The 19,452-nt window shown below is 39.3% G+C and carries 18 protein-coding genes; 10 read left to right on the top strand and 8 right to left on the bottom strand.

Annotation, left to right across the window (positions count from 1 at the left end):
- Positions 1 to 255: 255 nt before the first annotated feature.
- Complete coding sequence (locus C4H12_RS11185; RefSeq protein WP_106098548.1) at positions 256 to 1,491, bottom strand: site-specific integrase; 1,236 nt, start codon at positions 1,489 to 1,491, stop codon at positions 256 to 258.
- A 284-nt stretch (positions 1,492 to 1,775) separates the two neighbouring features.
- Here C4H12_RS11185 and nadE point away from each other — a divergent pair, with 284 nt between their 5' ends.
- The 3 genes from nadE to purD are packed head-to-tail and all read left to right on the top strand — an operon-like array spanning position 1,776 to position 5,087.
- On the top strand, positions 1,776 to 2,546 hold the full coding sequence (gene nadE / locus C4H12_RS11180; protein ID WP_106098996.1) for an NAD(+) synthase: 771 nt from the start codon (positions 1,776 to 1,778) through the stop codon (positions 2,544 to 2,546).
- 3 nt (positions 2,547 to 2,549) lie between these two features.
- A complete protein-coding gene (locus C4H12_RS11175) occupies positions 2,550 to 3,794 on the top strand; it encodes a WG repeat-containing protein (RefSeq protein ID WP_106098995.1) in 1,245 nt (414 codons plus the stop codon).
- Between the two features lie 21 nt (positions 3,795 to 3,815).
- Entirely contained in the window at positions 3,816 to 5,087 is a 1,272-nt protein-coding gene (purD, locus tag C4H12_RS11170) for a phosphoribosylamine--glycine ligase (RefSeq protein ID WP_106098994.1), read from the top strand.
- An 83-nt stretch (positions 5,088 to 5,170) separates the two neighbouring features.
- Here purD and C4H12_RS11165 read toward each other — a convergent pair whose 3' ends face one another.
- The 7 genes from C4H12_RS11165 to C4H12_RS11135 form a co-directional block, all read right to left on the bottom strand.
- The gene (locus tag C4H12_RS11165; RefSeq protein ID WP_106098993.1) at positions 5,171 to 6,382 is read right to left on the bottom strand and encodes a beta-ketoacyl synthase; all 1,212 of its coding nucleotides are present in this window, start codon (positions 6,380 to 6,382) and stop codon (positions 5,171 to 5,173) included.
- Between the two features lie 19 nt (positions 6,383 to 6,401).
- A complete protein-coding gene (locus tag C4H12_RS11160; protein WP_106098992.1) occupies positions 6,402 to 7,661 on the bottom strand; it encodes a murein hydrolase activator EnvC in 1,260 nt (419 codons plus the stop codon).
- A complete protein-coding gene (locus C4H12_RS11155; protein ID WP_106098991.1) occupies positions 7,658 to 8,440 on the bottom strand; it encodes a DUF4292 domain-containing protein in 783 nt (260 codons plus the stop codon). The genes C4H12_RS11160 and C4H12_RS11155 overlap by 4 nt, the downstream gene beginning before the upstream one ends.
- Before the next feature lie 5 nt (positions 8,441 to 8,445).
- Positions 8,446 to 9,156 (bottom strand): hypothetical protein, encoded by a 711-nt coding sequence (locus C4H12_RS11150; protein WP_254424769.1) that lies wholly within the window; start codon positions 9,154 to 9,156, stop codon positions 8,446 to 8,448.
- Complete coding sequence (gene dut / locus C4H12_RS11145; protein ID WP_106098989.1) at positions 9,074 to 9,508, bottom strand: dUTP diphosphatase; 435 nt, start codon at positions 9,506 to 9,508, stop codon at positions 9,074 to 9,076. Before dut ends, C4H12_RS11150 begins: the two co-directional genes overlap by 83 nt.
- Positions 9,492 to 10,589, bottom strand: a complete 1,098-nt coding sequence (locus C4H12_RS11140; protein WP_106098988.1) for a WG repeat-containing protein — start codon at positions 10,587 to 10,589, stop codon at positions 9,492 to 9,494. The genes dut and C4H12_RS11140 overlap by 17 nt, the downstream gene beginning before the upstream one ends.
- A 504-nt stretch (positions 10,590 to 11,093) precedes the next feature.
- Positions 11,094 to 12,056, bottom strand: a complete 963-nt coding sequence (locus C4H12_RS11135; RefSeq protein ID WP_106098987.1) for a bile acid:sodium symporter family protein — start codon at positions 12,054 to 12,056, stop codon at positions 11,094 to 11,096.
- 690 nt (positions 12,057 to 12,746) lie between these two features.
- On the opposite strand from C4H12_RS11135, the gene msrB reads away from it, so the two are divergent.
- The 7 genes from msrB to C4H12_RS11095 all read left to right on the top strand — a co-directional run bounded on the left by msrB (position 12,747) and on the right by C4H12_RS11095 (position 19,401).
- Positions 12,747 to 13,841, top strand: coding sequence for a peptide-methionine (R)-S-oxide reductase MsrB (msrB, locus tag C4H12_RS11130; RefSeq protein WP_106098986.1), 1,095 nt, complete (start codon positions 12,747 to 12,749; stop codon positions 13,839 to 13,841).
- A gap of 285 nt (positions 13,842 to 14,126) precedes the next feature.
- Positions 14,127 to 14,360 (top strand): Fic family protein, encoded by a 234-nt coding sequence (locus tag C4H12_RS11125; protein WP_106098985.1) that lies wholly within the window; start codon positions 14,127 to 14,129, stop codon positions 14,358 to 14,360.
- A gap of 21 nt (positions 14,361 to 14,381) precedes the next feature.
- The gene (locus C4H12_RS11120; RefSeq protein WP_106098984.1) at positions 14,382 to 15,110 is read left to right on the top strand and encodes a YggS family pyridoxal phosphate-dependent enzyme; all 729 of its coding nucleotides are present in this window, start codon (positions 14,382 to 14,384) and stop codon (positions 15,108 to 15,110) included.
- 64 nt (positions 15,111 to 15,174) lie between these two features.
- On the top strand, positions 15,175 to 15,597 hold the full coding sequence (locus C4H12_RS13910; RefSeq protein WP_254424768.1) for a hypothetical protein: 423 nt from the start codon (positions 15,175 to 15,177) through the stop codon (positions 15,595 to 15,597).
- Entirely contained in the window at positions 15,594 to 16,556 is a 963-nt protein-coding gene (locus tag C4H12_RS11110; RefSeq protein ID WP_106098983.1) for a WG repeat-containing protein, read from the top strand. Before C4H12_RS13910 ends, C4H12_RS11110 begins: the two co-directional genes overlap by 4 nt.
- Positions 16,557 to 16,560: 4 nt before the next feature.
- Positions 16,561 to 17,463, top strand: a complete 903-nt coding sequence (locus tag C4H12_RS11105) for a histone deacetylase (RefSeq protein ID WP_106098982.1) — start codon at positions 16,561 to 16,563, stop codon at positions 17,461 to 17,463.
- 645 nt (positions 17,464 to 18,108) lie between these two features.
- The gene (locus C4H12_RS11095; protein WP_106098980.1) at positions 18,109 to 19,401 is read left to right on the top strand and encodes a PDZ domain-containing protein; all 1,293 of its coding nucleotides are present in this window, start codon (positions 18,109 to 18,111) and stop codon (positions 19,399 to 19,401) included.
- The last annotated feature ends 51 nt before the right edge of the window (positions 19,402 to 19,452 follow it).

Genomic DNA, 19,452 nt, shown 5'->3' with positions numbered 1-19,452 from the left:
GAAGCGTTAATAACACAGAAATACCTTTGCACTCGAACAACGAACCGCCATTACGTGCCTTAAGTGTTTAAAACAGGGAAAATAGGTAAGTCTTAATGACGTATTTCTATTTGTGACAAACGAATATCCTTTTCCTTATTTGTTGAAGTCTTTTTCTCTTCTAATAGCTTTCTGTAAGGCAACAAAAAAATCCATTGACACATCTCTTTTTGAAATGTTATCAATGGATTTTAATTCTAAGAAGAAATTTGTTAGTTAGCCTATCTTTAAATTCTTTAATCGTTCGGCAGCAATTTCCATATCCTTGCTAATTTTCTCATTGGTGATTTTAGCATAAATCTGGGTGGTTTTGATATTCTTATGTCCCATCATCTTGCTAACGCTTTCCAAGGGAACCCCTTCTGTTAAGAACAGAGTACCAAAGGTATGGCGTGCCCAGTGAAAGGAGATAGGTTTTTCACGAATGATGTTACAATCTTTCATCATCTTTTTAATCAGGAGGTTGCAATTAGCATTGGAGGGTGTAGGAAATAGTGCCTCTGTACGAGTCGTACCCTCATATTTTTCAATAATTTTCTCGGCTATATCCAACAGACGAACATTACAAGGCACATCGGATTTCTGACGTCGTTTGATAAGCCATTTGTTGCCGTCAAAGAATGATTGTAAGTGACTTTTTTTGAGCTGCTTAATGTCAATATACGAAAAACCTGTAAAGCAACTAAAAACAAATAGGTCTCGTACTAATTCAGCAGAAGCACTCTTAGGGTGATATTGTAAAAGAGTTTCTACTTCCTCTCTAAGCAAATAGCCTCTGTCTTTCTCCTCCATAGAGCTTATGTAATTCTTAAAGGGATTACGATAGATGATACCCTTGTCTATAGCTATTTCTACCATTTTACAAAGGGGCATCATATAAACCCATATTGTGTTGTGAGTAAGACTTTTATTGACTCTAAGGTAAAAGTCAAAATCATTAATAAAGTCTTCTGTAAGCTCTTTGAAAGAAATATCACTTCTGCGGTATTTGTACTGGATAAACTCGCTCAAATGAGTGTATACATTCTCATATTTGTTAAGAGTGCTGTAACTTCTAACACCTTTTTCTACCATCAAGGCAAAGCCTTCTTTGAAATTCTCATAGACTTTTAGCAAGGAATCTTCCATTACTCCTATGCCTAGAAAAGTAGCTTTTAGCTTCTGAGCAGTAACCACTCCCTCGTACTTCATCAACACCTCATAATGAGTAATGATACGTGAGCGAATCTCTTCCAGCTTGCGATTAAGTTGGGTAGCTTCTTCTGTTTTACCTGTTACCCTTCCGTACTTCAAATCCCATTTCTGTGGAAGGATTTCAAGTTTGGTACTAAACTGAGCTACCTGATTGTCAATGGTAATACGCCCCATAATAGCAACTTTACCGTTCTTTTTTGGGGCGTTCTTTTTAAGGTAGAACAATACCTTAAAAGTTGAGCGTTTTACTTTTTTCATACTCTAATTTTTTAATTTGCGAAAGTACTTTTTATCAAGTTACTGTACAATATGAAAAAAGGTGTAAAACACTGAAATATAACCTATTAATAAAAAATATTTTTCAGTATAGTAGGTAACGATTTAGAAACCTATTTTTGAAAAAACCTATCTAAAATATCTAAGACTCTGTCTTCTCTTATCTTCCTGTCAAAAAATTAATCCTCTTTGTATGAGCTAATTACATTATTTTTTGTAGTTTTGCTTTTTATTCGTAATTTTCTAACAGAAATAACAAAAGATATATGGAAAATACAGCTAATATTATTACAGAATGGTTAAAGAATTACGCCGAGAAAGCAGGCGTTAAGGGCTTAGTGATAGGGATATCGGGCGGGGTGGACTCGGCAGTAGTTTCGACCTTATGCGCGCGCACTGGACTGCCTACATTATGCTTGGAGATGCCTATTCATCAGGCAGAAAGCCACGTGAGTAGGGCTGAAGAACACATTGCTTTTTTAAAAGATAGATACACAAATGTGAGTAATATGAGGGTAGACCTAACCCCTGTGTTTGATCAATTTGTGGTGCAAGTGCCTTTGACGGATAAAAATACTTATGAAATGGCGCTTGCCAATACAAGAGCGAGATTACGTATGACTACTTTGTACTATTTTGCTGGACTGGAAGGCTATATAGTAGTGGGCACGGGTAATAAGATTGAAGATTTTGGGGTAGGTTTTTTCACTAAATACGGCGATGGTGGTGTGGATGTGAGTCCGATAGCCGACCTGATGAAGAGTGAGGTATATAAATTGGGAGAGTATTTGGGAATCCCGAAAAGTATTTTGAAGGCGAAACCTTCGGACGGTCTTTTTGGCGATGACCGCAGTGATGAAGACCAGCTAAAGGCTACATACGACGAGCTGGAATGGGCAATGCTACAAACTGAACAAGGGAAAAAGGCTGATGATTTTAGCGGTAGGGAGCGTGAAGTATTTGAGATATACACGCGCCTGAATAGGGCTAACCAGCACAAGATGCAACCGATACCGATTTGCAAAATAAAGAAGTAAAGAATGAAACAACTCATAATATATCTTGCAATATTGATAAGTAATATTATGATGGGACAGGACTTTTTGGGAAGAAGTAATTACAGTTGCAGAGGTTGGATATATAAAAGTAGCGGTATAAACATTGCTGCGATGGAAATAAGACAACTTAAGTGGATAGAAGAATACAAATCGGTATATGTAAGTTTTTTAGAAGGGATTTATATTGTACAGAGTATTAAGACATCTAAATACGGTATGGTAGACCGTAAGAACAAGGTTGTTATCCCTTTGATATATGAAGACTTAGGTACATTTGAATGTCCGTCGAACATTGCTTTTGCAAAGATGAATGGCAAGTGGGGGGCTATTAATGAGAAAGGAGAAATAGCAATTCCTTTTGAGTATGACAAATTTAAAATCAGTTATGCTGATGGGAATCCTTTTTGTGTGCAAAAAAACAACAAGTGGGGACGTGTAAATGAAAAAGGTGAAGTTGTAACTCCTTTTGAGTATGATGAGGTAATGCTTACGGGGTATACTAGTACTTTCCTGAAAAAAGATAATAAATGGGGAGGTATTAATGCCAAAGGAGAAATGATACTCCCCTTTGTTTATGACCAAGTGAAGGTAGAATATATGGTTGGTGTGTTTTTAAGCAAAGACAATAAATGGGGGATGATGGATAAGAATAACGAGCTTATCATTCCTGCTGTATATGACTACATCAGCCTGCTAAGTAAATATTGGGAACGTACTATTTACTGTTTGGTTACCAAAGAAGGGAAAAAAGGAGTGGTAAATAATAACCATAAAGTAATTGTTCCTTTTGATACTTATAATAGTATTTCGGGTCCTTGTTATGATACTTTTTTGACAAGCTTGAAGAATAAGAAAGGTTTCTTTGATAATGAAGGGAAAGTTATTACGCCTGCCATATACGAAGAAGCTAAAGATTTTGATAGAGGTATTGCACAAGTAAAGCACAATGGCAAATGGGGTTGTATTGACAAAGAAGGAAAAGAAGTAACCTCTTGCCAATATGATGAGATGAAAACTTGTTTTGATATTATAGCAGTACGCCTTAATGGGTATTGGGGGTTTATCAACCTGCAAGGAGAATTAATTGTACCCTGCCAATATGAAGAGATACAAAAGTTTAATGGCGATGCAATAGGGGTAAAATATAACGGGAAATGGGGCGTAATAAACAAACAAGGGACGTTAGTAACTCCTCACAAATACAATAAATCATACGAAATAAGATGACAAATCATAAATATTGATTAAATGAATATACTGATATTAGGCTCTGGCGGACGCGAACACGCTTTTGCCGTAAAACTGCACGAAAGTCCGCTATGCGAGGCACTTTACATTGCTCCTGGTAACGGGGGTACTCATACAGTGGCTACTAATGTAGCTATTGCACCTACTGACTTTGCAGCACTAAAAGCCTTTGTGCTTGAGAAAAAAATAAGTATGGTAGTGGTAGGGCCAGAAGACCCCTTAGTGCAAGGAGTGTATGATTTCTTTGCAAACGATAAAGAACTTAGTCACGTGCAAGTGATAGGACCTTCAAAACAAGGGGCTACCCTAGAAGGTAGTAAAGAGTTTGCTAAAGAGTTTATGGTAAGGCATAATATCCCTACGGCTAAATACGCAAGTTTCACTAAAGAAACGGTAGAAAAGGGGTGCGCTTTCCTCAGCACAATGAAAGCGCCTTATGTACTGAAAGCCGATGGATTGGCAGCGGGTAAAGGGGTGGTAATTCTTGAAGATTTGACCCAAGCCCAAGATGAATTACGCCGGATGCTTATTGAAGAGAAATTTGGGCAAGCAAGCACTAAGGTGGTAATAGAAGAGTTTCTAAAAGGTATTGAACTAAGCTGCTTTGTGCTTACCGATGGGCAGCAATACAAAATATTACCTACGGCTAAAGACTACAAACGCATAGGAGAAGGAGATACCGGACTGAATACCGGCGGTATGGGAGCAGTATCACCAGTTCCTTTTGCTGATGAAGCTTTTATGCAGAAGATAGAAGAACGCATCGTAAAACCTACTATTGAGGGATTACATAAGGAAGGTATTATATATAAGGGTTTTGTATTTATTGGGCTTATAAAAGTAGAAGGAGAGCCTTATGTGATAGAATATAATGTGCGTATGGGAGACCCTGAAACAGAAGCTGTATTACCACGTATAGAAAGTGACCTGATACCACTATTCCAATCACTATATAATGGTACATTGGCTTCGCAAGAGCTGAAAGTAACCCCACAGAGTGCTACTACTGTAGTAATGGTATCGGGGGGATATCCTGAGGAGTATGAGAAAGGGAAGGTTATTACAGGTACTGAAAGGGCTATAGGAAGTACTGTATATCATGCTGGTACTACCCTAAAAGATGGCAAGTTACTAACTGCTGGAGGTAGGGTACTTGCTGTAACTTCTTTAGGTAAGGATTTTAAAGCTGCTTTAAAACACTCATACGAGAATATTGAGAAGATAAAATTTGAAGGGGCTTACTACAGAAGGGATATAGGAAAAGACCTTTAGTTTTGGGCAAAGGAGCTAAACTTATTATAGCTGGTATATGATTAAAAAAGTAAGAGGTAAGAAATCACAAGATTTCTTACCTCTTACTTTTTAACTATAATTGCCGAATTGGTGCCTCCGAAGCCAAAAGAATTGCTTAAAAAAGCACGGATAGAGATTTGGGTAGTCTCGGCTATAATGCGCAGTTTTTGACTATCTGCATCAGGATTTTCAAAGTTGATATTAGGGGCTATGAAGTTGTGTTGCATCATAAGGGTAGCATATACTATTTCACTTGCTCCTGCCATCCAGCACTCATGCCCTGTGAGGGCTTTGGTAGAACTTACAGGAGTTTGGCTACCAAATATTTGGTGGATAGCTTTTGCCTCATTGGCATCACCTATAGGGGTGGAGGTAGCATGGGCATTGATATAATCAATATCGGAAGCTTGCATGCGGGCATTTTGAAGTGCACGTGCCATAGCTTGGGCAGGACCATCTACATTAGGAGTAGAAATATGCCCCCCATTGGAAGAAAAACCATAACCTACTACCTCGGCTATGGGAGTAACCCCCCGGCGCATTGCCGACTCATAGCTTTCTAAGACCAAGGCTGCTGCGCCTCCGCTAGGGACTAAGCCATCACGAGCGGCATCAAAAGGGCGAGAAGCTTGGGTAGGAGCTTCTTCACGCATAGAGAAAACCCCTAAGCCATCAAAGCTACCCATACTATACTTATTCACCTCTTGAGCACCTCCACAAATAATACAGTCTTGCATACCACTTTGTATGAGTAAATATGCTAATCCCACAGCATGTGAGCCACTAGCACAAGCTGCACTGATGCTCATATTCACACCTCTAAGTCCAAAGAGAGTTGAGAGGTTCATTGTTACTGTAGAATTCATTGTGCGAAATACTGCTCCTGAGCCTACTAAAGTAGTATCTTTCTTCTCACGTATTTTATCATTAGTAAGTATTACTGATTCGGCTACACTATCATTGCCAAAAAGTATTCCTACTTCATTTTTTTGCAGATAATGAGTATCAATAGAGGCATTGGCAAGAGCTTCACGGGTAGCCATATAAGCAAATTCACTTTCTTGACCCATCGAGATACGCTCACGCCTACCTAATAGGCTTTTCAAATCAGGAGTAGGCACATAGCCTGTAAGAGCCGAGCGGTAACCATATTCTTTTCTTTCAGGAGAAAAAATTATCCCTGATTTCCCTTCATATAGTGATGTGCGTACTTCGGCAAGTGTGGTGCCTATGCACGAATATATTCCCATTCCGGTAATAACAACTCTGTTCATTTGTAATTGTATTTATGGCCTACATTTTATGTATCCAAAATTCAGGGTTTAGCCTTGTGGTATTCTTATATAAAAAGAACTTCATTTCAGTTTTACCATGACTATCCGTAAATATCCTTCCTAAAGCCTCTTTAGCTTTCACTTTATCGCCTTTTTTCACATATACATCAGTAAGGTTGTAGTAGATAGTAATATAGTTACCATGCCGTACCTGTACTACTTTGTTACTTCCTGGTATTGATTGTATAGCCGATACTTCTCCTTCAAACACACAACGGGCTTCAGCTCCCTTTTCAGTAGCTATAGTCACTCCATTGTTATAATGTTGAAGTTCAGGATATACAGGGTCATAATACACACCAAAACCTTGTGATTTATACCCTTTCACTACAGGCCATATTAGGTTGCCTTTATTAGCTTCAAAACTATCAGCTACTCGGCGTGATTCAGGGGTTAGCACAAAAGTAATCTCAGTATTACTATCAGTAGTAATAGTAGTTGAAGGTTGTGCTGCTGTACTAGTATTTGCTTTACTATTACGTTTATTTGCTTCAATAATAGCCAAGCGTATCAAGCGTTGTATTTCTCGGTCTATAGCATTAGCCTGTTTTTGTTTCTCTCTAATTTGGCTTTCATAACTGCGCTCTACTGTACGTATATTAGTTGCCAGTTGTTCCAGTTCACGTTTTTCTTGCTGCAAGGTTGCTTGCTCTTGCCTTTGCTCGGCAAGCACTTTGTTCTTCTCATCTCGCTGAACTAGTAAAGTATCATTTAGGCTCTTTATCTTCTCAGTTTTCGTTTGTATAAGGGCTACCTGCTCTTTCCGATAGTTCACATATTGTTTCATATACGCCAATCGTTTATAAGCTTGTGTAAAACTCTCCGATGACAGCAAAAACAATAACCTATTCTCTGCCGATCTACTTTTGTATGACTGCCTTATAATCTTGGCATACTCTTCCTTATGAAACTCCAACTCTTTCTTAAGAGTACGCAACTGCTTTTCATTATCATCTATTTCTTTTGTCAGAAGATTTGCCTGTTGCTGGTTTATCTGTATCAGTCGCGTGCGCATCAATATTTTCTCATTAGCAGCTTCTATCTGCTGTACTGTCGAGCGGTGCTGCTGACTCTGTTGTTGCCGCAGTGCCGACATCTGCTTTATCTGTTCCAGCAATGCCCGCTTGCGCTGTTCCAACTCTTTCTGCTTTGTTTGTGCCGTTAGCAAACAAGGAAACAACAACAATGATATAAATACTATTTTTAATAAAACCCTCATTCTTGCTTCTTAACGGTTATCTCTTTCATCCCTGATGGAATTTTAAACGGAAAACTCAACTCTTTATCCAAACTTAAGTTTTTAAACTCTAAAGTAATCTCACTCTTATGTTCACCTTCTGTAGTGTTTATTTTAACTGTTAAGGGAAAAAGCAACTTATCCACCTGCTGATAGGTATAAGTAACCATTGCTTGTTGTGTCGTACCTAAGTGTCGTACCTCTGTTGCTTGCACACGGTAGGAGTCTGGCAAAAACCGATAAATAGTCCGTATTGGCGATTCATCTTCTACCTGTATATTGTACAAGTTATTATCTTCTTTAAGCAAGGTAATTATCCCCTCGTTTTCAAATGAAAAAGGATAAAAAGTATTCCCCAACAGAAGATTTTGTAATTCATTAAAACCTACTTCTATATCCAGCATACTACTGATGTAACTAAAATCACCACTAAAAAAAGAATTATCTAAGCGGTTATAGTATTCTGCTTTCTCAGGGGTTGCCATCACTTTAGCCACTCCCAATGGCGCCGATAGCCATATAACCCTATCCTTTTCCATTCGGAATGTCAGAGGGATACTCTGCTCCTTATCTCCATTGGTATAACTTACCTGCACACTCCCGCTAAGGGTTTTAAATGTAGGTGATGATTCCAAATGATGAATAATAATCTCTTTAGCATGCTTATCAATGCTTGCCTTGCCCGCAGGCTCTACCACTGCTTGCTTGGTCTTACAGCTTGCCAACAGCAATACTACAAATAACAAAATGATTCTCTTCATATCTCTTAATTCCAAAAAGAAGGTTCTATATAAAATACTGTATCTATAAAGAATAAAGCTCCTTTCCTTGTAAGAACCTTCTCTTCGTGAAGGTCTTCCAAGATAATACCTAATTCAGGATTATGATAGTCATTATTTCTAATATTCTCAAACCCATTAAGCTCCATAAATGCCCTTACCTCTTCTAATGAAGTAGGTGCATCTTCCTTTATAAAATCTTGCTTCACCACCGCATATAGGGTGTCTTTATCTTTATAAAAGCCTTTTAACTCATACGCTGTATCAGGAAAAAAATAGTTATTCAGCAATAAATTATAAAAATAATCTAACCATGAAGTATAGTAAATTGCATCATTTAGCTTTAATACTTCTTTCTCTCCATTTAAATAGACTTTTTGTTCTGCTCCTTCCGATACAAACAATGAAAAATCTACAGGGTACCAAAGCCCTTCTGCTTCTACCCATTCGCTAAGGCGCGCTGTTTCTTCACTTTTGAAGTGCTTCGCTCCTTTACTCGGCGTGCTTGTTCTCTCGCTTCCTCTAAGGTAACTGGCGGCTGCTTGGATAGTATCTCCATAGCCAACTTTGCCCGTTCCGCAAATGATAGTTTGTAACTCATATTTCATTCCTTTATTACTTCCCTGTACTCCCAAAGCCTCCTGCTCCTCTCTCTGTTTCCGATAACTCTTCCACTTGTTCAAAGGTCGCTTTCTCATACTTGGCAAATACCATTTGCGCGATGCGTTCCCCGTGCGATATAGTAAATGGCTCTACCGATAGGTTCACTATTGGCACCTTCACCTCTCCCCTATAATCACTGTCAATAGTACCAGGACTGTTTATCACTGTAATCCCGTATTTTATTGCCATACCACTACGTGGCCTCACTTGTGCTTCATAGCCTTCCTCAATCTCCATATATAATCCTGTAGGTATCAAACACCGTTCCAAAGGCTCTAAAGTAATCGCCTCTTCTAGCAAATTCGCTCTAAGGTCTACTCCTGCCGCTCCTTGTGTTTGGTATTCAGGCAGCGGGTTTCCCGATAAGTTTTTAATTTTCACTCTCATAGTTATTCTCTTGTATTTCTTTATAAGGCACTACCCTGCCATCGCTAAACAGCACAAATACTTCTTCATCTTTAGCTGCCAAGGCAAATTTTTCATCTTGAAAATCCTCTACCTCATCATATTCTAAGGCAAATACTACTTTACCTTCTCTATTCACAAACCCCCAAAGGTCATTCTTGCACACAGCGGCAAAGCCATTCACAAACTCCCCTACTTCATCGTATTCTGTTGGTATTACCTCAGCTCCTTCTGTGTTAATATACCCCCATTTATCATCTCTACATACTGCTGCCAAAATGCCTTTTTTATCAAATTGATATATATCATCATATATGGCTTCACAAATGGGCGTTCCTTGCGCATTCACCATCCCCCATTTACCATTCTTCTCTACAGGAGCATAACCACTTTCAAAAGGAAGTACATCGTCGTATAAGGGCGGCACCACTTCTTTGCCTTCATTAGTGATTATCCCCCAAAAACCTTGGCTCTTCACCTTGGCTACCCCATCAAAATTCCAATCCACTCCCTCGTATTGATAAGGTATTACAAGCTCGTTTTTCTTGTTTATAAAACCCCACAGGTCATCCCTTTTCACCGCAGCTATACCCCCACTAAACGAGGCTGCCTCATCATATTCAAACGGAATTATAACCTTCCCTTTGGTATTAATTATCCCTGCTTTCCCCCCAAGGGTAACACTTGCTGTAAGTGATGAAAAGTTCTCCCCATTCTCATACATCAGTGGTATGGCCAGCGCTCCTTTGCGGTTCACATAACCAAACTTTCCATCCTTCTTCACCTTTGCCAATCCATCGTGAAAGTAGAAAATTTCATCATAGTACACAGGCACTATTTCCTTGCCCGATGTACTCATCGCGCCCCAAAACTTACCAACTTGCACAAGCGCCTCCCCTCCTATAAAAGGCAACACACTATCATATTTAAACTGACATATTTCTTTCCCATTCCTATTTACAAAACCCCATTTGCCATTGCGCTTAGCCGCAGCAAGGCCATCAGTAGTGAACATTTGCGACTCTTCATATCTACTGCGCCATGTTTCTTGCATTGTATCCATAAGTTTTCTTCTTTTTTATTATCGGGTGCAAAAGTACAAAAATTTAACAAATTAGCAACATACACTACCCTGTCTTTACCCCAAATCCACCATCCCTTCAGCCTCACCATCTATTTCCTATCCCCTACCTCCTATTCCCCTAAATTGCGAATAATGCAAAAATCACCTACCCCTACACTATCCCCTATCTCCTAACCCCTCTTCCCTAATAATCAGCCTTTTCCGCCCCCACCCTCCTACCTCTTATCTTTTATCTCTTACCTACTTTAAACGAACGAATAACGAAGGATAAACGAACTGTAAACGAACTATAAGCGTTACACCCCTGATAATCAACCCTTCCGTACCTAAACTTTCCTTTTGCCAAATCCGCAACCAAATCCCCCAATCCTTACATTATTCTCACTCTTTCCCCATTTTCCCCCTATTTTTCTCAACTACTAATTCTCACCTCTTCTATCTCCTATCTCCTAACTCCTACCCCCTATCTCCTACCCCTATCTCCTATCTCCTACTCCCAGCAAGCCTATTAGCAAGCCAACTCACATAAAACAACTGAAAACTATGGTACAACATAATCGGCAACAAGAACATCACCTTATTCTCACTCGGTATCCCTAGCACCATCATAAACAAACTACCATGCACCAATGATTTTTTCGAACCACAAAAAGTAGCCGTTATCGTATCGTTCCTGTTAAAACCAAGCCTCCCCGATGCCCACCGCAGCACCTCATACACCACAAAAAACAATCCCACCACAGCCCCCGCAATAATCACAAAAGTAATAAGCGGCACACTGCCAAAAACCTTATTCACAAAAGCCGCCGAAAAACTTTCATACACTATAAGCAAAATAATAAGCCTGTCAAACTTCCCTATCAGCTTGCCATAACGCTCAATAAACCCTCTACAAAACCTATTCAGCGCCAAGCCTAGCACTATAGGCAACAGCACCTTCAGCAACAGCTGCTGTATAACAGTCCCTTGACTCGCCCCTCCAGCAGCATTACCCTCCAAAAAAGGCTGCATCAGCATAGGCGTAGCCAAAATACCTATAAGCCCCGAAATCGAAGCATTAAATATAGCCGAAGGCACATTCCCCTTCGCTATCGATACCATCACCACCGATGAGGATACCGTCGAAGGCAAACACGCCAAAAAATAAACCGAAAGCCATAATACCCCAAAGGCAGTACCCCGTGCAAGAGGGTAGAACAAAAGCACTAGCAAAGGAAATAACACAAAGGTCGCAAGCTGTACCAAGAGGTGCAACTTCCAGTTCTTAATATCATTCACCACCTCACGCAAGTTCAGCTTCAGCCCATACAGAAGAAAAATAAGCACTATCCCCCAGTCTATAAACGTCCCCAAGTTAAAATAAGCATTGTACTCCTCCCTATAAGGCAACACATACCCCAGCAGCACCATCCCCACCAGCAGTATCAAAAAAGCATTCTTTTTCATAAGTAAATTCAAAAGTTTATTCTCAAAGCGCAAAGATAACAACTTTTTCGGTAAAAAAGCCCCTCCCCCAGCATAATCATCTTGTAGCCACCTACATACAGCCCACAGCCTACCCCTAAAACAAAAAAATGGCTAATGCATTACGCTATGCATTAGCCATTCTTATCTCTTATCTCTTACCTAAAAAAAAGAGAAATCAGCAGAGGGGGGAGCATTTGTGTGCGATGGTAAGCCCCTCTGCCATTTCTCATAATTGCCCAACTTTTCGATGAGATTAGAATAGATGAAAGAGTTGAAAAGTTAGGACTTTATAAAAAGCAAATATTTCTGTACTATCAAGCCAAATACCCAAAGATATATCACCATATCTCCCTTTCGTTTATAACAACGTATTTAGCTTATTTTATCGAGCCGTTTCTTCGGTCTCTTCTTTTTAGGGCGCAAAAATAAGCATTTTACACGCTACTTATGTTAAATTTAAGTTAAAGTTTTATCTTGTGTGTTAAAAAACGTTTTTGCCCTAATTTTCTTTATCTGCAAAACTCAGCGCATATCTTTTCACAGCCTCTTTTTACTACCTCACCCCTTCTAACATTCTACACAAAAAATCCTCTTAATAAATCAGTACAATTGGCACGAATTTTGCACCTTTTGTTAAAAAACTAATCGCTAAAAACAATCACACAAACAATGAAAACCTTTTTATTCACCCTTTTCGCCAGCAGCCTATTTACTGCTTGCGCACAACGGCCTGCCTCTCAAAATAACGAGGCTACTAGTGAACAAACTATTCAAACAATGACACAAACAAACAACCAAAAAAACTCCAACATCTATTTTGCTGGCGGATGCTTCTGGGGCACCGAACACTTCTTCAAACAAATACACGGCGTAATAGCCACCGAAGTAGGCTACGCCAACGGCAAAACCTCCAACCCCACTTATGATGAGGTCAAAACCGGCGAAACAGGCTTTGCCGAAACCGTCAAAGTAACCTACTCCCCCCAGCTTATCGATCTTACCAAGCTCCTCAGCCTATACTTCAAAACCATTGATCCCACCTCTGTGAACAAACAAGGTAACGATCGTGGCTCACAGTACCGCACAGGCATCTACTATACCAACACCTCCGAAAAACCTCTTATCGAAAAAGCCATTGCACAGCTCGCCACCCAATACACCCGCCCCATAGTAGTCGAGGTACTCCCCTTGCATAATTTCTATAAAGCAGAAGAATACCACCAAGCCTACTTAGACAAAAACCCAGGTGGTTACTGTCACATTTCATCTGCCTTGTTCGAAATGGCTCGTCAGGCCAATACACCCAAAGTAGCCAAAGGCAACTACCAAAAACCCTCACAAGCCGAACTCCGCAAGCAGCTCACCCCCGAGCAGTATGCCGTAACCCAAGAAAGCGCTACCGAGCGCCCTTTCGCCAATGAGTATTGGAATGAGTTTCGCGAGGGCATCTATGTCGATATTACAACAGGCGAGCCCCTGTTCATATCTACCGATAAATTTGAATCAGGCTGCGGATGGCCTAGCTTCTCCAAGCCTATCGATAAGAAACTCATCACCGAAAAAACCGATCGCTCTCATAATATGACCCGTACCGAAGTACGCAGCAAGGTAGGTAACGCCCACCTCGGCCACGTCTTCACCGACGGACCCAAGGACAAAGGCGGTCTGCGCTACTGTATTAACAGCGCCTCACTTAGGTTCATACCCAAAGAAAATATGGAAAAAGAAGGCTACGGAACCTACCTAAAACTCTTAGATAAATAAAAGGTTCACACCCACAAATTAGCAATGAACAATTAGCAATCGTGTAAGCACAACAAAATTGCTAATTGTTCATTGTTATTTAATAATAGTTTACTACCTTTGCCCCCATAAACCCCTCTACAATCTGTATCAGATAACTATAAAACGAGGCGTTTAAGCTTATGCAGAATACCTTGAGGGTCATTCTCCCTATAGACGAAGATTTACAAGCCCTTATAGAGCAAGAAGAAGGAGCCACCGCGCAAGATACCGCGCAAGATACCATGCAAGTACCATGCAAGTACCATGCAAGTAAGAGATTTATTAAAAGTATTAGAAGGGGTACTTTATAGAGAAGAAATACAAGATAAATTAAACTTAAAAAATAGAGATTATTTCAGAAAAAATTATCTTGTCCCTGCTATAGAGCAAGGCTTGGTTGCCCTTACACTTCCTGATAAACTCACTAGTAAGCACCAAAAATACTACCTTACTGAAAAAGGAAAAGAGATATTAGCTTCTTTAAACAAAGAAAACTAACACTTTGGCAAATCATTTTATATGGAAAATATTTTAGAGAACATAGCGCATATTAAGGAACGCATCGCAGTTGCCTGTCAGCGCGTAGGTCGCAATCCCGAAGAGGTAAAACTCCTCTTAGCCACCAAAACTGTAACTCCCGAACGCATCAAAATAGCCCTTGAGGCAGGAAATACCCTCATTGCCGAAAATAAAGTACAAGAACTCAAAGAAAAGTATGAGGCTTTAAAGGATACTCCTCACACCAACCACTTTATAGGCCACTTGCAAACCAATAAAATTAAAGAAATATTACGCTATGAAGTAAGCTGTGTTGAGTCTGTCGATAGGTGGGATTTAGCCCAAAAACTCCACAATCGCCTCACTAGTGAGGGCAAAGAACTCGATATCTTTATCCAAGTAAACACCTCTAATGAGGAAAGTAAATTTGGTGCCGACCCTTCCGAAGTGCTTGAGCTTGTAAAGCAAGTGGCAACCCTGTCTACCCTCCATATCAAAGGACTGATGACTATCGGACTCTTTAGTGCTGAAACCGAAAAGGTACGTGCCTGCTTTCAGCTCCTCAAACGCATCCAGCAGGATATTATTGCCCTTAACCTACCTAATGTATACCCCCAAGAGCTTTCAATGGGAATGAGTGGCGATCTTGAAACTGCTATCGAGGAAGGTGCTACTATAGTGCGTGTAGGCACCGATATATTTGGAAAACGCATCTACCCCGATAGTTATTATTGGAATGAGAAGAGATAGTTTTTAGGTTTCAGGGGATACCGTCTGCCCCATCCATTTGATTTCTAATTCACATCCATTTACTATGAAATACTTACTCCTACTATTTATTTTATCACCCTGTGCTGTTGTAGCTCAAGATTTTGGCTATTGGGGCGCAAGGATGGGCTATACCCATACCAATCGCTCTCATAACCTAATTTTTGCCGGAGCTTCTCTAAATACCAAACCCGATTTAGGAGGGATATCCTTGTATGGGGGTACGCATATAGGCTTTCACAACGATATGCCTTCAAAAGTGCAAATCATCCCCGAAGTAGGTGCTGAATTTTGTGCGCTCCTTTTAGGTGGAGGTTTATCTATCAACACCCACGCTATAGAACCTCATATAGGACTTTCGGTTTTCAATTTTGTTGATGCTAAAATAGGTTATGCTGTTGCTTTTAAAGAAAATCCCGTTTTCAAAGGATTTACACTTAGACTCGCAATTAATTGTTTTGGCAAATGAAACATATAGTCTTGTTTTCCTTATTTTTATCTCTAACTTTTCTCGGATGTCAGTCCCCCACAACTGATAAGAAAACCAATGGTGTACCACCAATATCCTCTGAAAGTTGGAAAGCTAATTATGATTGGGTAGAACCCATCTACGGAAATAGCGCTGTAAAAGTAAGAAAAAACCATAAATTTGGCTTGGCAGACCACAATGGCAAAGTGCTTATTCCCGTTGAATATGAAGATATAGAAAGTGACATGCCCCTTTATGAAGATACAGAAAATAAGGTGTCATACCTTGGTTCCAGCTGGCTTTGGGCTAAAAAAGACGGTAAATACGGCTATTTAGACGAATACGGAGCTGTTGCTATTCCTTTTATCTACGATGGCGCCAAAATATTCTCAGGCTCAATGGCAGCCGTGAAAAAAGGTGATAAGTGGGGATTTATCAACATAAATGCAGAAGAAGAACTTCCCTTTATCTATGATGAAGCCGAAGTTTTTTATCAAGGAAAATGGCTTTCTCCAACTTTGTGTTTGGTAAAGAAAGGCGGCAAATGGGGCTATATCAACACCAAAGGTACCGTAATAATTCCCTTTGCGTATGATGAATTAGATGATTTTGGTACCGACGACTATTGTGCCGCAAAGAAAAATGGTAAATGGGGCTATATCGATAAAAATAACAAAGTTATCATACCTTTTATCTATGATGAAGTGGAAGATTCCGACCTTAAATACATCCGTGTAGTAAAAGAAGGTAAAGAGGGCGTTATCGACTTCAACAGAAAAACCGTTATCCCTATTGATTTTTACGTCATCAACCTATTAGGAGATGATGCAATGCGTATTTTTCCTACCAAAGAAACCACTATCGATACCTGCTTCCTGTTAGATTCCTTAGGCAATTGCATAGAAGGCTGTAAATACATCCCCGAATACTACAAAACGCACAAATTATTTTATCCTTAATCTAATGTACATTGCCTATCATCCATTATACAATCATCCAGTACCCGAAAACCATCGCTTCCCTATGGAAAAGTATGCCCTCTTGCCTCAGCAACTCCTCTATGAAGGCATTGCAACCGCCTCCAACTTTCATACCCCAAAAAAAGCTACCCAAGCTACAGCGGCTTTGGTGCATACGCAACCTTACTTACACAATTTCTTACACTTAACACTTTCACATAAAGAAGCACTACCCATTGGCTTTGTACAATGTCAGCAGTTAGTAGATCGCGAACTTACCTTAGTACAAGGTACTGTAGAAGGGGCTTTGTGGGCATTGCGTACGGGAGAAGTCGCCTTTAATATAGCAGGAGGTACACATCACGCTTTTTCAAACCGCGGCGAGGGCTTTTGTATGCTTAACGATCAAGCTATTGCTGCCGCTTATTTGCTACACCACACAGCAGTAAAAAAGGTGCTTATTGTAGATTTAGATGTACACCAAGGCAATGGTACTGCCGAAATTTTTAGAAATACCCCCGAAGTTTTCACCTTTTCAATGCACGCACAAACTAATTACCCTTTTGAGAAGGAACAATCGGATAAAGATATAGCCCTACCCAATGGCACAGATGATAAAACCTATTTAGATATATTGCGCAACGTTTTACCACAGCTAATAGAAGCCCATCAACCTGATTTTGTGTTTTATCAAGCAGGAGTAGATGTGCTGGCAACCGATAAGTTAGGTAAGTTATCCCTTACGGTAGAAGGTTGCGCCGAACGCGATCGCCTTGTTTTTGAAACGTGTTATCGGTATAACCTGCCTGTACAATGTTCTATGGGAGGAGGTTATTCGCCGCTACTCACCTCTATTTTACGAGCTCATACCCAAACCTTTGCCATAGCAAGTGGTATTTATGAGTGATTAGATTTCTGATATAGAGTTTGCCTCACCTAATTATCAAAATTCTAATATCAAGTATGTTATTTTAGCAGAAATAAACAATGAAAAGATTGGGCTTGTTTTTAAGTTTTTGGTGCTTAATTTGTGTACTTATAAATCCATTTATATTTTGGGAGATGTTATTCAAAAATCTCTTCCATATAAATAGAGAGTTCATTTTTAATCCAATTGTAAGGATAGTGGGTTTTTGTGTTTTCTTTACAGCTTTTATTGTTTATCCTATCTTTTATATTTATCAGATGGTTTTAAAAATGAAGAAAAGGGCAATTCCATTAATTTTGAAAATATCTACTATAACCTTTGTGTTTTGGCTTATGAATATAGTTTTTTATGCATTTATATATTACGCCCTGAGTAATACCACTAAATAAACATCTGTAAAAAAGAATATTTTTAATACTTATCCTTTTGCTGAATAGCTTTTTTGTATTTACATAAAGGTAATTCCTTTTAAAATATCATCTATAATATAAAAATTTGACGTATTTTTGTAATTGCAAAGCGTTGATTTCTTTTTCCAATTACAAATATACAAACCTTTTCCTTTACTTTTTGATTTTATTAAACTTTTCAACTAGTAAGTTGAATTAAATAGAAAACAAAACTATGTACAGATTTATCATTCTATTATTTCTAATTAGCCCTTTTGTTAAGGCACAAAGTGGTGAAGTAAAAACCTACACCCTGCAATGTACCGATGGTAAAGAACGCCCTTATGTGGTTTATACTCCTAAAACAAACACCAACAAAGCAAAGCCTCTTATCATTTTTTTACACGGGGCTATTGCCAATCCCGAAATTAATGCTGCTCCCGAAAAGTACGCCCTACGCTCTCCTATGATAGCTTTAGCCGATGCTGCCGATGCCTACCTGCTCTTCCCCTTTGGGCAAAAAGGAGCTACTTGGTTTGATAGTGTAGGTACCGAAATGGTAATGAGTGAAATTGAAGCCGTGAAAAAACAGTATGCTATAAACGAGAATAAAATTTTCCTTTCGGGCTTTTCCGATGGGGGTTCGGGTACTTACTACTTCGCTATGACCAACCCCGAGCCTTTTGCCGGTTTCATTCCCCTAAATGGTAATATGAAAGTAGCCGATATGTTAGGCGAAGAAGAGCTTTTTATAGAGAATACGAACCAAAAACCTTTCTTCATTATCAATACCACTGCCGATATGCTTTATCCTCTGGAGCAAATAACTCCTGCCATTGAATTACTAAAAAGCATAAACCCCAATGTTGTTTTTCACTCTCCTCAAGGCAATCATACTATGGAGTATATGGATAAAGAACAAGAAGCCTTAGTTAATTTTATTAATAGCAATACAAAAAAAACCTTAACTCATATTGTATGGGAAACCTCTTCTACCAATCCCAAAACTATAAGCTGGCTTACTGTAGCTGGGATTGACACTCTTGCTCCTCGCCAACAGTGGCACTCTCCTGCCAAAAACACACGCATCTGGAATAACAAAGCCGATTTGGGTATTAAAAAACAAAATATGACTACTGGCGGAATAAAGGTCGAACTCTTTAAAAGCGATACAGCTACTGCTAAACGTTTAGGAATAAAAGAAGGCGATATTATTGTAGCTTTGGAGCAAGATACCATTAACTCACCCTTTGCTACAATGATGTACACTGCCAAAAAACGTGCTGGCGATAGTATCTCAGTCAGCCTATTACGTGACGGAAAGACTATTACCCTAAAAGGAAAATTTAACAAAGGTTATCCTTACTCTTTATTCAAGCGCAAACACCCTTCAGCTAAAACAGAAGCCCTTATTGAGGATAGGAAATTGTATATCCGCACTTCAAGAGTGAAATTTTACAATATTGAAAAGAAAGCCTTACCTTTGAAAATCAAAGGAAAAGTACTGCCATTCATAAATAAAACTTAAAAAAGTCTTCGTTTTTTTTGCATTTAATAATGGTTTTACATACCTTTGCCG

This window comes from Capnocytophaga sp. oral taxon 878, assembly GCF_002999135.1.
Taxonomy (GTDB): Bacteria; Bacteroidota; Bacteroidia; order Flavobacteriales; family Flavobacteriaceae; genus Capnocytophaga.
Note: the sequence above shows the minus strand (reverse complement) of the source record. Positions and strands in the feature narration are given on the sequence as shown.

Excerpts from the sequence above, each read along its gene's own strand:
- C4H12_RS11185 (WP_106098548.1), bottom strand. The coding sequence starts at position 1,491 with ATGAAAAAAGTAAAACGCTCAACTTTTAAGGTATTGTTCTACCTTAAA.
- nadE (WP_106098996.1), top strand. The coding sequence starts at position 1,776 with ATGGAAAATACAGCTAATATTATTACAGAATGGTTAAAGAATTACGCC.
- C4H12_RS11175 (WP_106098995.1), top strand. The coding sequence starts at position 2,550 with ATGAAACAACTCATAATATATCTTGCAATATTGATAAGTAATATTATG.
- purD (WP_106098994.1), top strand. The coding sequence starts at position 3,816 with ATGAATATACTGATATTAGGCTCTGGCGGACGCGAACACGCTTTTGCC.
- C4H12_RS11165 (WP_106098993.1), bottom strand. The coding sequence starts at position 6,382 with ATGAACAGAGTTGTTATTACCGGAATGGGAATATATTCGTGCATAGGC.
- C4H12_RS11160 (WP_106098992.1), bottom strand. The coding sequence starts at position 7,661 with ATGAGGGTTTTATTAAAAATAGTATTTATATCATTGTTGTTGTTTCCT.
- C4H12_RS11155 (WP_106098991.1), bottom strand. The coding sequence starts at position 8,440 with ATGAAGAGAATCATTTTGTTATTTGTAGTATTGCTGTTGGCAAGCTGT.
- C4H12_RS11150 (WP_254424769.1), bottom strand. The coding sequence starts at position 9,156 with ATGAGAAAGCGACCTTTGAACAAGTGGAAGAGTTATCGGAAACAGAGA.
- dut (WP_106098989.1), bottom strand. The coding sequence starts at position 9,508 with ATGAGAGTGAAAATTAAAAACTTATCGGGAAACCCGCTGCCTGAATAC.
- C4H12_RS11140 (WP_106098988.1), bottom strand. The coding sequence starts at position 10,589 with ATGGATACAATGCAAGAAACATGGCGCAGTAGATATGAAGAGTCGCAA.
- C4H12_RS11135 (WP_106098987.1), bottom strand. The coding sequence starts at position 12,056 with ATGAAAAAGAATGCTTTTTTGATACTGCTGGTGGGGATGGTGCTGCTG.
- msrB (WP_106098986.1), top strand. The coding sequence starts at position 12,747 with ATGAAAACCTTTTTATTCACCCTTTTCGCCAGCAGCCTATTTACTGCT.
- C4H12_RS11125 (WP_106098985.1), top strand. The coding sequence starts at position 14,127 with ATGCAAGTAAGAGATTTATTAAAAGTATTAGAAGGGGTACTTTATAGA.
- C4H12_RS11120 (WP_106098984.1), top strand. The coding sequence starts at position 14,382 with ATGGAAAATATTTTAGAGAACATAGCGCATATTAAGGAACGCATCGCA.
- C4H12_RS13910 (WP_254424768.1), top strand. The coding sequence starts at position 15,175 with ATGAAATACTTACTCCTACTATTTATTTTATCACCCTGTGCTGTTGTA.
- C4H12_RS11110 (WP_106098983.1), top strand. The coding sequence starts at position 15,594 with ATGAAACATATAGTCTTGTTTTCCTTATTTTTATCTCTAACTTTTCTC.
- C4H12_RS11105 (WP_106098982.1), top strand. The coding sequence starts at position 16,561 with ATGTACATTGCCTATCATCCATTATACAATCATCCAGTACCCGAAAAC.
- C4H12_RS11095 (WP_106098980.1), top strand. The coding sequence starts at position 18,109 with ATGTACAGATTTATCATTCTATTATTTCTAATTAGCCCTTTTGTTAAG.